The sequence below is a fragment of the uncultured Aquimarina sp. genome (assembly GCF_947492405.1).
Classification (GTDB): Bacteria; Bacteroidota; Bacteroidia; order Flavobacteriales; family Flavobacteriaceae; genus Aquimarina.
Genome location: NZ_CANLMP010000004.1, coordinates 166,334 through 181,412 on the forward strand (window position 1 = coordinate 166,334; position 15,079 = coordinate 181,412).

General features: G+C 34.9%; 10 protein-coding genes. 1 reads left to right on the plus strand and 9 read right to left on the minus strand.

The genetic code is table 11. The annotated features are described in order from the left end of the window. Nucleotides 1-177 precede the first annotated feature (177 nt). On the plus strand, nt 178-2,844 hold the full coding sequence (locus tag Q0829_RS15415) for a TonB-dependent receptor plug domain-containing protein (protein ID WP_298544685.1): 2,667 nt from the start codon (nt 178-180) through the stop codon (nt 2,842-2,844). A 59-nt stretch (nt 2,845-2,903) separates the two neighbouring features. On the opposite strand, the gene Q0829_RS15420 is transcribed toward Q0829_RS15415, so the two are convergent. The 9 genes from Q0829_RS15420 to pcaF all read right to left on the minus strand — a co-directional run bounded on the left by Q0829_RS15420 (nt 2,904) and on the right by pcaF (nt 15,079). Continuing rightward, nucleotides 2,904-3,326, minus strand: a complete 423-nt coding sequence (locus tag Q0829_RS15420; RefSeq protein WP_298544688.1) for a lipocalin family protein — start codon at nt 3,324-3,326, stop codon at nt 2,904-2,906. A gap of 985 nt (nt 3,327-4,311) precedes the next feature. Then, nucleotides 4,312-6,411 (minus strand): thiamine pyrophosphate-dependent enzyme, encoded by a 2,100-nt coding sequence (locus Q0829_RS15425; protein WP_298544691.1) that lies wholly within the window; start codon nt 6,409-6,411, stop codon nt 4,312-4,314. A 76-nt stretch (nt 6,412-6,487) separates the two neighbouring features. Next, nucleotides 6,488-7,561: a branched-chain amino acid aminotransferase gene (locus Q0829_RS15430; RefSeq protein ID WP_298544692.1), complete on the minus strand. Its 1,074-nt coding sequence runs from the start codon at nt 7,559-7,561 to the stop codon at nt 6,488-6,490. A gap of 140 nt (nt 7,562-7,701) precedes the next feature. Continuing rightward, nucleotides 7,702-9,042 carry a dihydrolipoamide acetyltransferase family protein gene (locus Q0829_RS15435; RefSeq protein ID WP_298544693.1) on the minus strand — a complete coding sequence of 447 codons (1,341 nt, stop codon included), beginning with the start codon at nt 9,040-9,042 and terminating at the stop codon, nt 7,702-7,704. A gap of 133 nt (nt 9,043-9,175) precedes the next feature. Beyond that, complete coding sequence (locus Q0829_RS15440; RefSeq protein WP_298544694.1) at nt 9,176-9,772, minus strand: transferase hexapeptide repeat family protein; 597 nt, start codon at nt 9,770-9,772, stop codon at nt 9,176-9,178. A 3-nt stretch (nt 9,773-9,775) separates the two neighbouring features. Next, a complete protein-coding gene (locus Q0829_RS15445; protein WP_298544696.1) occupies nt 9,776-10,117 on the minus strand; it encodes a GIY-YIG nuclease family protein in 342 nt (113 codons plus the stop codon). 36 nt (nt 10,118-10,153) lie between these two features. Then, nucleotides 10,154-10,906 carry an enoyl-CoA hydratase/isomerase family protein gene (locus Q0829_RS15450; RefSeq protein WP_298544699.1) on the minus strand — a complete coding sequence of 251 codons (753 nt, stop codon included), beginning with the start codon at nt 10,904-10,906 and terminating at the stop codon, nt 10,154-10,156. An 86-nt stretch (nt 10,907-10,992) separates the two neighbouring features. Further along, nucleotides 10,993-13,491 carry a phenylacetic acid degradation bifunctional protein PaaZ gene (gene paaZ, locus Q0829_RS15455; RefSeq protein WP_298544701.1) on the minus strand — a complete coding sequence of 833 codons (2,499 nt, stop codon included), beginning with the start codon at nt 13,489-13,491 and terminating at the stop codon, nt 10,993-10,995. A gap of 376 nt (nt 13,492-13,867) precedes the next feature. Beyond that, nucleotides 13,868-15,079 carry a 3-oxoadipyl-CoA thiolase gene (pcaF, locus tag Q0829_RS15460; protein WP_298544703.1) on the minus strand — a complete coding sequence of 404 codons (1,212 nt, stop codon included), beginning with the start codon at nt 15,077-15,079 and terminating at the stop codon, nt 13,868-13,870.

Sequence of the window (15,079 nt, forward strand, 5' to 3'; positions counted from 1 at the left end):
TTTTTATCTTTTTACGTTTATGTTTTACTACCCCTAAAACATACGGAAATCAAAATACCCTACTTTTTTTTAAAAATATTATTTAATCTCTTTTGTTTTCATACAGAGTAATGATTCCTTTGAGAATCATTTATAATAGTTATCTTTAAAAATTTTAAAACATAGCTTAAAAATTAGGTGAAATTATCCAGATTTATTCCAGTTCTACTACTCTTTTGTACTATTATTTCATATTCTCAAGAAATAAATTTACCAACTACAACCGAAAGACAATCTTTAGTTTTTATACTGAAAACTTTTGAGGATCAATTAGAGTTTAATTTTTCATATGATGTAAAAGCTATTGAAGATATAGCATTGAAGCTTACTAAAATAAATCTATCGATTACCAATCTTCAGAACATTATGGCACTTCAAACTCCTTACCTATTACAAAAAGTAAGTGAGACTGACTACATTTTAGTTAAGAATACTGAAAAAGTCACTATTTGTGGAGTTCTCATAGATGCCATTTCTAAATTTGAGTTACCACAAGCAGATATCATTCAAAATAAGAAAACCATTGACCTTACAGATAACATGGGGAATTTCGAATTACAACTTCATCCATGGGATTCTATTTCGATAGCATATTTTGGCTATCAAAACAGAACGATTAAAGTTTCAGAACTAACTACAACATCTTGTGATACTATTAGTTTACGGCCAGAAATTCAGAGTTTAGGTCAGGTATTAGTAAAGGAATATCTAACTGGAGGAATTCAAAAAAATCAAGATGCTTCGGTAAATATATCTACTAAAAAACTTCGTGTGTTACCTGGACTTGTAGAACCTGATGTATTACAAAGTTTACAATTACTACCAGGTATTAGCAGTCCTACCGAAGATCCAGCGGGACTGCACATCCGTGGAGGTACACCTGGACAAAATTTAGTGCTGTGGGATGGAATCAAAATGTATCAAAACGGGCATTTTTTCAATCAGATTTCATCATTCAACCCTTTTATCACCAATAATGTTACAGTATATAGAGGGGGAACTAGTGTACGTTACGGTGATAGAATCTCTGGTGTAATAGTTATAGAATCCGATGATGATCTTACAGAAAAATTACAAGTTGGGGGTGGTCTTAATCTTACTCATACTGATGCCTACCTGAAACTACCATTGTCGAAAAAGTTAGGAATTATGTTAGCTGGCAGAAGATCTACAACAGATGTATATCAAACCCTAGCTTATAATAATTTAGTTAGAAAAGTATTTCAGAATACACGAGCTAATATTCCTGATGCTAATGATGGGCAGACAGCAGAGGAACGTTCTAGAGAGGATGATTTTTCTTTTTCAGATACGAATTTCAAGATGTTATGGAAACCTAATGATGATAATACGATAAAATTAAGCTCTATTTTTGCCGAAAACCGACTTGATAACAACAAAACAATAACAATACGAAATTCTCCGAATACATCCTCCGTTAAAGATGTTCTTAAAATTAGAAACCTGGGATTCAGTTTAAACTGGGATAAAAAATACCGCAATTACATACATCAAAACATAAATTTCTACTTATCTTCTTATGATCAACGATATAATTTAATCGATGAGCGAGATAATTCTGGGAACATTGTTCTAGATGTCGAAACCACTACTAATACTGTAAAAGATATTGGTGGTGAGTATTCATTACATATTCCTATTACCAAAAAACATGCTATTGATCTTGGATATCAATTTACCTATAATCAAACAGGGTATGAAGTCATCAATAGAACTATAGGTGATTTTGATAATTTTGACAATCGATTCACTATTAATGGAAATGGAACCAATCATACTATCTATTCTGAATATAAATATAAAACTCCTAAAACCTATATAAATATTGGAGTAAGAGGTTCTCAAGTAAGTAATACCAATTCTTTTTTTGTAGAGCCCAGAATGTTTTCTTCTTATGAGTTATGGGATAACTTTACTTTAAACACTTCTGCTGAATTAAAAAATCAGCAACTTAATAATTATAGTACCAATAACAGTCCGTTTGGAGAGGTTCAACCCTTACCCGTTTCTGATAATATTTGGATTCTTTCTAACAACTCTTTTGAAGGTGACGATGTTGAGAATACTCCTATACGAGTTCTAAAAAGTATGCAATTCACTCTAGGAGCTTTGTATACGCATAGCGGCTGGAATTTTGATATAGAAGGGTATTATAAAAAAATAACAGACGTATCTTCATTGAGCGATTTTATATTAGATCTAGCACTCCCAGATGATGATGAAAGCATTATATTTTATGGAGAAGAAGAACGGATAGGAATAGATTTCTTAATAAAAAAAAGGATCAATAATTATAGATTTTGGGCAGGATATTCATTGAGTAAAACAATTAGCTCTTTTCCAATAGTACAAGATTCTTATTATCGGGGAAACTTTGATCAACGTCATGTATTTAATTTCTCACAAACCCTAAAAGTTAATCATTTCGAGTTTGCTTTAGGATGGAATTATACGACAGGAAGGCCATTTACACAACTTATTAGGAATGATGATGATCTAGATGGAACAGTCACAGACCCAAGAGGGCTTAATTCCAGCAGATTTAAAGATTATCATCGATTAGATGCTTCTGCTGTGTATCGATTTAAATGGGATAAAGAAAAAGATTGGAATGGGATGATAGGAATTTCGATAAGAAATATCTACAATAGAAAAAACGTAATTAGTCAGAGTTACCAAGAAAATGTAGAAAATGTAGATAATAATTTTAATTTTTTTATTGAAAGTTTCGACAATCAATCGTTACGCTTCACTCCTGATGTCGTATTGCGCTTTAATTTTTAGTTTTCATAAAAAGAACAAAACTATAATAGTATACAGCTTTGTTCTCTAATTGTACAATATTAAATTCTAGTCAAGATTTGTATAAGCTCTCCAAATTCAGTATTGAAAACTAAAGTTGCTGTATTTTCAGAAAATGTGATCGTAATTTCTCTTGATGCCGTAGGATTTGTATCAAAAGAAATTCTATATATATTGTCCCTTAAATTTTCCCAACTACCTATTCTGGTATCATACAACACACAGTTTCCATTTTCTATATCGAAAAGAACTGAGGTGAATTTCTGGTCAGCTGTTACCGTAAGTCTATCTTCTAAATTACAAACAGGTATTGATACCTCAACCCCATTTTCAAATTCTTGTGTTATTTTCCAATTACCAATAAATTTGTCTTGTGTATCAGCTGGTCCTGCATCATCATCTGTTTGACAAGAGATCATAGATACTGAAATAATGACTGCGAATAATAAAATGATTTTTTTCATGAGTATTTGTGTTTTTCGTTTTTTACAACCCTAAAACACATATTCATCAAAACACCCTACCGTTTTTCAGAAAAAATTATCTCCATTAAATAAAAACAATGTAAAAACTGAATCCCATCATTTTATAGATATGAAAACTTAAAATAAGTACACTAACAAATGTTTATTCACACATCCTAAAAATTAATTACTTGGAAATTCTATTCGTAAGTATTTATAATACTATAAATTCGAATAATAGATCGTTAATGACATATTCATATTAAAAATGATAAGAAACAAAAAAGAGCGTCTCCACGCTCTTTTTCTTCACACAAATCATCTTAATTTAGGGGCTTATTCTAAAATTAAAACTCACTTTTTATAAAATGCTTTCACCTTGGGGAGGATGAAAGCGCTAACTCATTAACTCTGGTGTAAAGATACAACTATTTTTCAATCCACCAAATTTTTGTGTATTTTATCGAAAATAAATACTTTTTATAGTCTAAAAACACGTTAATACTATAAAATTGTAGTATTAATCTTACTTTTTTAAAATAAATAGTCTATGTTACAAAAATAAAAAGCACTACTAAATTATCCATTCATCCTAAATGTGGAAAATCAGAAAATAGTATATAACAAAAAGAAATACGTAACAAGGAAATACCGAAAAACAAAAAAGAGCGTCTCCACGCTCTTTTTCTTCACACAAATCATCTTAATTTAGGGGCTTATTCTAAAATTAAAACTCACTTTTTATAAAAACTTTCATCTTGGGGGAAATGAAAGCACTAACTCATTAACTCTGGTGTAAAGATACAACTATTCTTTAATCCACCAAACTTTTTGAGTATTTTATCTAAAAAAAATGCTTTTTAACGTAAAAACTTATAAAAAATATCATTTTTGTAAGTTTTATCTTACTTTTAAAATTATTTTAAAAAACAACCCCCATTTGTAGTGAAACAAATGAGGGTTACTTTATTTTCTACATATGTTCTTAATACCTCAATAGTTCTTCTATCTTAGTTCTTACTTTTTCTGTAGACGGAATCATAGTTTGTTCTAATGTGCTATTTAGAGGAATAGCTGGCATATTCTCAGAACCTATTGTCATTACTGGTGCATCCAGATAACGGAAACACTCTTCCTGTATCTTTCCAGACAAGGCTCTGGCAAAAGAATTATTAGTAGGTTCCTCTGTTACTACTAAACACTTCTTAGTTTTTTTTACAGATTCCATAATCGTTTCTTCATCGAGCGGATACAACGTTCTCAAATCTATAATCTCTACAACATTTTTCAGATCTTTTGTTGCATTTAATGCCCAGTGTACTCCCATTCCGTATGTTACTACCGTCATGGTCTCTTCTTCATCCTGTGGCCATATTTGTTGTACTATATTGGCTTTACCAAAAGGTAATACATAATCTTCTGAAGGTTCGACAGTTCTAGCCGCATCTGTTCCTTTTACCTTTGACCAATACAATCCTTTGTGTTCTAATATCACAACAGGATTAGGATCATAATAGGCAGCTTTCATTAACCCTTTTAGATCTCCCCCATTGCTCGGATACGCAATTTTGATTCCTCTTATATTTGTCACTACAGATTCAACTGAGGAAGAATGATATGGACCTCCACTACCATATGCTCCAATAGGTACTCTTAAAATCATAGATACAGGCCATTTACCATTGGATAAATAACAAGATCTACTTACCTCGGTAAATAACTGATTCAGTCCTGGCCATATATAATCTGCAAATTGCACTTCTACAATAGGTTTTAGTCCTACGGCAGACATCCCAACGGTGGATCCTACAATAAAAGCTTCTTGTATTGGTGTATTGAAAACTCTTTCGTCTCCAAATTTTTGTGCCAGTGTTGCAGCTTCTCTAAAAACTCCGCCTAATCTTCCTCCTACATCCTGACCATATAACAAACACTCTTTGTGTTTTTTCATTAATTCTTCTACCGCAAACAGTGCACAATCCACCATCACGACTTCCTCTTTGTCTTCTGGAGATCGTTCACCAGTTTCTTCTGTAATTGGTGTTGGAGCAAAATCATTTGTAAATAAATCTTCTGGTGTTGGATCTTCTGCTTTCATGGCTTCCTGAAGATCTTTTGCAACTATTTCCTTTGCTTCAGCTTCTATCGTATTTACCTCATCTTCAGTAAAACCAGCTTCTAATAATTGATTTCGTAATACTGGATACGGATCTCTGGAACGTGCTTCTTCCAGATCATCTCGATACCACTCCATTCGTACTCCAGATGTATGGTGATTTAGCAATGGTACTTTCGCATGAACTAAAACAGGTCTTCTTTCTTCTCTTATAACTCGAATCGCTTCTTGTACAGCTACATAACTTTCAGTAAAATTAGCTCCATCAATAGTAATCGCTTCTAATCCGTGGAAACCTGCTGCATACTCATAGGCATTTTGCGCTCTTGTTTCTGCTTCATTAGCAGAAATATCCCAACCATTATCCTGTACTAAATACAAAATTGGCAATTGTTTTAATGCCGCCATCTGAAATGCTTCGGCAATCTCTCCTTCAGTAACCGATGCATCACCCAACGAACATACGACCAGAGGTGCAGCCATAGGCTGTTTATTTATCTCACTCTTGCTCAAATCGCTATTTGAAAAATGATCAATTCCTACCAGTTCCTTATACTGCATTCCTAAAGCTACACCTGTAGATGGAATTGCTTGCATTCCTGTAGCCGACGATTGATGCGGTATTTTTGGTTTGTCATCATCCCGTAAACTTGGATGAGAATAATAGGTTCTTCCTCCAGAAAAAGGATCATTCTTTTTAGCTAACAATTGCAGCATCAAATCGTAAGGCCTCATTCCGATCCCTAACAACATCGAATCATCTCTATAATATGGAAAAGCATAATCCTGAGGTAATAATTGCATAGCTACGGCAATCTGAATGGCTTCATGTCCTCTGGATGTTGCATGAACGTATTTTGAAACCGTCTTAAAATTTTCTTCATATAGTTCTGTCATGCTTTTAGCAGTACATAATGTACTAAATGCTTTTTTTAGAACTTCTTTTGCTATTGTTTTTTCAGCTAACATCTCTCTTTAATTTTTGATGTGTGATTTGTGAATTACGAATAATCGTAATTCTACATTCTTCCTTCGTAATTACTACTTATCCTACTTTCTCTTCAATAGTTACAGGTACGATCCAACCAAATCTATCTTCTCTTTTTTGAGCCTTCATTTCATCCAATGTATTTTTTACATCCTGGCTTACCGGATTATCATCAGACAAAGTGATTACTTCATCTTTATATCCTATTGCTTCGATCATCGCAATTGCCACTGCTGTACCTGTTCCAAATGCCTCTTCTAAGGTTCCTTCTTCAGCGTATGCAATCACCTCATCAATAGTAATTGCCCGTTCTTCTACTTCAAAACCTTTGTCTTTTAATAATGTAATAACGCTATCCCTTGTAATTCCTTTTAGAATGGAACCTGTAGTTGCCGGCGTTATAAACTTACCTTTTACTTTAAAAAAGATATTCATAGTCCCAACTTCCTGAACATACTTATGTTCATTAGCATCTAACCACAATACTTGATCAAATCCTTTAGCTTTGGCTTTTTCTGTCGGCAAAATGGCCGCTGCATAATTTCCAGCTGCTTTTGCTTCACCAGTTCCTCCATCAGCAGCTCTAATATATTCTGTCTCCGCATACAGCCTGATCTTTTTTGTGAAAAATGGCCCCGCCGGAGAACAGATTACAATAAACTTATAACTTGTGGCTGCTCGCATACCAATAAATGGCTCATCTGCATACATAAAAGGACGCAAGTATAAGGCACTTCCTTCTTGTGGTGGAATCCAATTATGCTCTACAGCAACAATTTGCTTTACAGCCTCCACAAAAAGATCTGTAGGAACTGATGGCATCCCCATTCTAGCAGCACTATGATTAAAACGTTTTGCATTTTCTTCGGGTCTAAACAATAATGGCGTATTGTGATGACCAACAGTAGCTTTCATTCCCTCAAAAATAGCCTGACCATAATGTAGCGCCATTGCCGCAGGATGCGTAGGAATCATTGCTAAAGGCTCAATTCTTGGGTTCTGCCATGCTCCATCTTCATATTCACATATAAACATATGATCTGTAAAAGCCCTCCCTAAAGGGATATTCTCAAAATCAATATCCTTTAATTTAGACTCCGATGTTCTGGTAATTTTGATTTGTTGTTCCATTCCGATTTTATTTTGGGCGCATCCCGAATCGTACCTCTCGGAATCGGGCTATTCGCTATATCTTTTCTGTCTTACTTCTCGACTCCGCTCGAAGTGACAGAAAAGGATGTCGCTGCTATCCCTTGCGCATTTATTATTATTTAGATTTCTCTATTTATATCAAAAGCTTCTAATTCATCTCCTACTTTACGTAAAAAAGAGCCTCCTAAAAACCCGTCTACTACTCGATGATCAAAGGATAATGATAAATACATCATACTTCTGATTGCTATTTCATCTCCTTTTTCTGTGGTAATTACTTCCGGTCTTTTCTTGATTATTCCTAATGCAAGAATGGCAACTTCTGGTTGATTGATGATAGGTGTTCCCATTAAACTTCCAAAAGTTCCTACGTTAGAAATCGTAAACGTACTGCCACCTATTTCATCCGGTTTCAATGCGTTATTTCTTGCGCTAGTTGCTAAATGATTTACATTTTTGGCTAAACCTAATAAGTTTTTTTCATCTGCATTTCTTACAACAGGCACTATCAAATTACCACTAGGTAATGCTGTTGCCATACCTATATTGATATTTTTATGAGCTATAATTTTTTTACCATCTACTGATACGTTAATCATTGGATACTCCTGAATTGCTTTTGCCACTGCTTCTACAAAAATTGGAGTGAATGTTAATTTCTCACCATGCTTTTCTAAAAATTCGTGCTTCGCTTTATTCCTCCAATTCACCATATTCGTAACATCTACCTCTATATAACTGGTAACATGTGGTGATGTCTGTTTAGAATAGACCATATGATCCGCAATCATGGTTCGCATACGATCCATTTCTACGATACGATCTTTTCCTTCTACATAAGAAATTGGAGGTGGATTATAGGACGGCCTAGGCGCAAGTGGTTGTGGTCTACTAGGTAATGGATACTTTCTATTTTTAAGATATAGCATTACATCGCTCTTACGAATTCTACATCCATCTCCGGTACCAGCTATACTCTGAACTTCTTCTATAGTCAAGTTTTCTTTTTGCGCAATACTGATTACTAAGGGAGAAAGGAACCCGTCATTGTCCCCAGAATTCTTAATCTTGAAATCAGAATTAGATATTCCACGAGCAACACTTCTTGAGGCTGTTTGTTCTGTTTTAATATTCTCCTTTGCTAATCTCCCCCTCTGTGCGCCTTTGGTGGACATCTCCCCCTCCAGAAGGGGAGAATCTTCTTTCTTTATAGTTGGATTAGTTGCTTCAATAATAGCGATCACCCGGCCTATTTCAACTACTTCGTTCGGCTCAAAAAGTATTTCGGAAATAACTCCTGTACAAGGTGCAGGTACTTCAGAATCTACTTTATCCGTAGCTACTTCAAGAATGGTTTCATCCTCTTCCACGGTATCACCTACATTCTTTAACCAATTAAGAATGGTAGCTTCTGATATACTCTCGCCCATTTTGGGCATTTTTAATTCTATTCTAGACATTTTGGTTAACTAATGTTCGTTAGTTTTTATTTTTTGACTTTTTTAATTTATAAACTCCTCCATAATGGATCTCAGATCAAGTCTGGGATGACAACACTTCGACAAGCTCAGTGTGACATCAAGGTAAATTATATTACTTGTTTTTAAATTCTTCTAAAGTTTTATAAAACGCTTCTTGCGTTGGTCTATCTTTAGGTACTTCTCTTAATGGTTCTACTTCTTGTAATGATTCAAAACAATCTGCAGGTAATTGCTTGTATAACTTTGTTCCTTTCGTTTTCCAGTTAATCATCTCATCGCTTACCTCTTTTATTGTCTTCGCTGGGTTTCCAACGATCAAACTTCGTTTCGGGAAAATGGTATTTGCTTTCACAAAAGACATGGCTCCAACAATACATTCATCTCCAATTTCTGCATCATCCATGATAACGCTATTCATTCCAATCAGACAATTACGTCCTAGATTAGCTCCGTGAATTACAGCTCCGTGACCTACGTGTGCACTTTCTTTAAGCACCATAGATTTACCAGGAAACATATGTACGGTACAATTTTCTTGTACATTCACTCCATCTTCTAGGATGATTTCGCCCCAATCTCCGCGAATAGCTGCTCCAGGACCGATGTAACAGTTCTTGCCAATAATAACATTACCTGTTACTGCGGCTAACGGATGTACGAAACTACTTTCGTGTACTACGGGTATATATCCTTTGAAGCTATAAATCATAATTTATTCCTGCGTAGGCAGGGATCTTTTAATTTTATAAACTGAATTAACACTATTAGACCAATTTAAAGAAATGTCTATCCAAGTAGGGTTCATATCATTTATTAAATTGTCCTTCCATTCTCTTTTCCATTTCTTCATTTGTTTTTCTCTTTTGGAAGCTTCAGACCCATTTTCTAATTCTTCAAAATATACTAATTTGTTACAATTGTATCTTGCTGTCAATGACTTTTTATAAACTTTGTTTTTATGCTCTAATACCCTTGCTTCCAAATCATCAGTACATCCTATATATATAACTTTATTGGATTTATTTGCCATTATATAGATATACCAATGTTTCATTATTACTTCATTACAGATTCCTGCCTCCGCAGGAATTTACCTAAACCGTTTTAATGTTTCTTTTGTAAAATCAGATAACACCAATCGTCCACTTATTACTGCTCTATCAGCTAACATCGTATCCCAATGCTCTGTTCCTTCCCAAAAGGCTTTCTTCATATCTCTCATGGCTTCAGGATTATAAGTACATAAATGTTCCGCAAATTCTTTCACTTCTGCATCCAATGTTTCTGTATCTTCAAAAACCTTCGTGAATAACCCTTTATCTTTAGCCCATTCAGCATCATAAAATGAATTGGCATCAATCGCTATTTGCGTCATTGCAGACAATCCAATTTTACGTTCTACTGCTGGTCCAACTACAAAGGGACCAATTCCTACATTCAACTCGCTTAGCTTAATGGAAGCAAATTTTGTAGCCATACAATAATCTGTGGCAGATGCAACTCCTACACCACCTCCAACAGTTTTACCCTGTACGCGTCCAATAATAAATTTTGGACAGGTACGCATGGCATTAATCACATTGGCAAAGCCTGAGAAAAAAACTTTACCTGATTCCGCATCATTAATGTTGATCAATTCTTTGAAACTTGCTCCCGCACAAAAGGTTCTATCTCCTCCACTTTTTAGTACAATAACTTTAATTTCATCATTGTTTCCTGCCTCCGTAATTGTTTGTGCTAGTTTTGCCAAAATATCTCCTGGTAATGAATTATGTGCTGGATGAAAGAACTCTATTGTTCCCACTCCGTTTTCTATGTCTATGTTTACGTATGGTGCTGTCATGAACCTCACCCCAACCCTCTCCTTTTAAAGGAGAGGGAGTTTTAGGGTCTTTTATTTAAATTTTAAACTTCAATTCTTAATTCCAATTAATCTAATAACCCAAATTGTTCAAAGTGATGATTCAAGTGTTTTACATTCAAAAGATCCCATTCGAACTTATTCATTTCTCCAAATACTGCATTCTTCGTAATTGCTTCAGGGTTTTCTCTGAAATAAGTTTCAAATTCATCCATTGCTTCTAACAATTTTATTTTGGCTGTTGCTAAATCTTCATGAGCCAAATCTTCTAATGTTCCTTCTTTCATTAAAGGGTGCTTATGTCCTTTTGGCATTGGTTTATGGTTGTATACCATTTCCTGAACTTTCTCCATATACTTCTCTGGTGTTGCTATTTGAAAATCCTGAATCTCTCCTGCACCAATTCGTATCGTTTTCTCTATATGCTCTAACATATGCTGTGGAGTCATTGTTCCCCATTTAGGTTTAGCTTCTTCTGTTAGCTTTGCTAAATATCCCTCAATATTTGCTCTATCTACTTGTACAAATGGTGATTTCTTTTGTACCATCGTCAAAATTGTAGCAATTGCTGCTAATTCGTCGTCTTGATCAAATACCTCAACAAACCATTTTGCAATTCCACTTGGTAATTCTTTACCTCGATGATCGCGATCAATTTTTTGTTTACATGTTAATCTGACATACACTGTATCATTATGATAAATAGGTCTTAAAAATCTACATTCCTCTAACCCATAATTGGCTGCAACGGGTCCTTTATTAGGATATACAAACAACCCTGCAGCTGCTGCCAAGATAAAATATCCATGTGCAGTTCGTTTTTCGAAAATACTTCCTTCTAAAGAAGTAATATCTGTATGAGCGTAAAAATGATCCCATGTCAGATTTCCAAAGTTTATAATATCTGTATCGGTTATTGTGCGTTTATGTGTTTTGAGCGACATTCCTGGCTGGATATCTTCCCAATGATATGCAAATGGATGTTTATCTGATTCTTTATACTTTGAATTTGCCTGATAAATTCCAGTTACTTCTGTTAAGGTTGTTGGTGTTCCTTGTATTGCACATCGCTGCATATAGTGCTTAATTCCGCGCATTCCACCCATTTCTTCTCCACCTCCTGCTCTTCCTGGTCCTCCATGCGTAAGCATTGGTAATGGTGAACCGTGCCCTGTACTTTGCTTTGCATTTTCTCTATTACCAACCAAAATACGACCGTGATGTGAAGCTGCTCCCACTACATATTTTTTAGCTATCTGATCATCATATGTAAATATAGAAGATACTAAAGATCCTTTTCCCATCTGGGATAAGGTAATTGCATTTTCTAACGTATCATAAGGCATTATGGTTGATACTGGACCAAAGGCTTCAATCTCATGAACATTAATATGCTGAAACGGATTGTCTTGTCTCATCAAAATCGGACTCACAAAGGCTCCTTTTTGTGCATCTGCTCCTACTGTTTCGATTTTATCGAGATCACCATATACAATTTGAGCAGTTTTAGCTATTTCGGAAACATTATTCCTAAAACTTTCTACTTGTTGCTTACTTGCTAATGCTCCCATTCTGACTTCTTTCAATCGTGGATCACCAATGGTTACTTTGTCCAATTGTTTTCCTAAAGCTATTTGTACATCTTCAATAAGTTTTGATGGTACAATAATTCTGCGTATTGCGGTACATTTCTGACCAGTCTTCACGGTCATTTCTTTTCGAACTTCTTTAACAAATAAATCAAACTCCGGAGTTCCAGGCACAGCATCCTCTCCAAGAATACAAGCATTTAATGAATCTGCTTCCATAGTGAATGGAACTGATTCTTCTATCAATCTAGGATGTGCTTTTAATATTCTTCCTGTATGAGCAGAACCTGTAAAGGTTACTACATCCTGAGAAGCAACTGTATCTAAAATGTTTTTAGTCATTCCACTTAACAATTGCAAGGATCCTTCAGGTAAAATTCCAGAATCTACGATAACCCTTACGACTGCTTCAGTAAGATATGCCGTTTGTGGAGCTGGTAAAACCACTGCCGGCATTCCTGCCATCCAATTCACTGCACATTTTTCAAGCATTCCCCAAATTGGGAAATTAAAGGCATTGATATGAACAGCCACACCTTGTTTTGGCACCAAAATGTGATGTGCCATAAATCTTCCGCCTCTTGATAAATCAATTGGATCACCTTCTACATGATAGGATTGATTGGGGAATAATTTACGTAAAGATGCATTGGCAAAAAGATTACCAAAACCTCCTTCTATATCTATCCAGCTATCTACACGTGTAGCACCTGTCCTATAACTTAGTTCATAAAATTGTTCTTTTCTTTTGGTAAGATACAGTGCTAGTGATTTAAGCATGTTTCCTCGTTCCTGAAAAGTCATTTTTCTAAGAATCTCTCCTCCTTTGGTTCTACCATATTGTAACACCTCAGGAATATCTAATCCTTGTGTTGTAGATAACCCAATAGGATCTCCTGTAACAGCATCGTGCATTACTAATCCATCTCCTGAACCGGTTGTCCATTTTCCGTTTATGTAACTTTCTAATACATTCATATTAAAATATTTCTTTATTATCTAATGATTTCTTTTTTGCATTGCCCAAAAAAGAAACAAAAAAGTCTAGTCTTAAGAAATTTCAACTAAAAATTTCGTTCTCTTCACTAAATTAAATGAAGCCTTATTACTAGTTTGAACTTTCTTTTGATCAATTATGTTTTGAAGCAGCTTATTCATTCTAACATTTTGCGAATTTAATTTTTACGTTCTATTCACTTCATTTTTTTACGTTGAAGTTTCTTAGGACGTTTTTATTCTATCCTTTAAAATTGCTCACGCTAATTTATTTTCAAAAACACTATCTTCAATTTTAACTACTTTATTTTGGATTCCAGTTTTCACTAGAATAACCAATGATGCATTATATATATCTTTAAAAATTGACATTCTCTATTACACAAGCATATCCTTGTCCAACTCCAACGCACATGGTGATTAGTGCATATCTTTTATTTTGTTCTTGTAATTCTAAGGCTGCAGAGTAGGCAATTCTAGTTCCTGTTACTCCCAACGGATGTCCAATCGCAATGGATCCTCCGTTAGGATTAATTCTCGGATCGTCATCTTTTAATCCCCATTCTCTGATGCAGGCTAATGCTTGTGAAGCAAAAGCTTCATTGAGTTCAATCACATCAATATCGGCCATTGTGATTCCAGCTTTTTCTAATGCTTTATTAGAAGCCTGAACCGGACCAATACCCATAATTCTGGGTTCTACTCCTACCACTGCTGAACTTACAATTCGAGCGATTGGATTAAGATTGTATTTTTTAACGGCTTCTTCGGAAGCTATTATTGTTGCTGCAGCTCCATCATTCAATCCTGATGCATTTCCTGCAGTTACACTTCCATCTTTTTTGAATGCCGGACGTAACTTACCTAATACTTCCTTGGTAGTAGTTGGCTTGATAAATTCATCTTTAGAAAACTGAATTGGATCTTTTTTTCTTTGTGGAATCTCCACAGTTGTAATTTCTTTTGCTAGTCTTCCGGATTCTTGCGCTTTAGTGGCTTTCATCTGGCTCCAATATGCAAAAGCATCTTGATCTTCTCTGGATATATTGTATTTTTCTACCAAATTCTCTGCAGTAGTCCCCATCCCATCTGTTCCATATAGTTCGTGCATCTTCTTGTTTACAAAACGCCATCCGAAACTAGAGTCATACATTTTAGAATCATTACCAAATGCTGAAGAAGGTTTTGCTATTACATATGGTCCACGTGTCATATTTTCTACTCCACCTGAAATAAAAAGATCGCCATCTCCTGCTTTAATAGCTCTATTAGCTTGCACAATAGCTGATAAACCCGAACTACATAATCGATTAATCGTCTCACCAGGTACCGTAAAAGGAAGTCCTGCTAACAATAGTGACATTCTTGCTACATTACGATTATCTTCTCCTGCTTGGTTTGCACATCCCATAATCACATCATCATAAGCTTCCTTGGGGATATTAGGGTTTTTCTTAACCAATTCTTTAATTACCAAAGCTCCTAAATCATCTGTTCTGACAGCTGACAAGGTTCCTTTATAGCTTCCTATCGGAGTTCTAACTCCATCTATTATATATGCTTCTTTCAT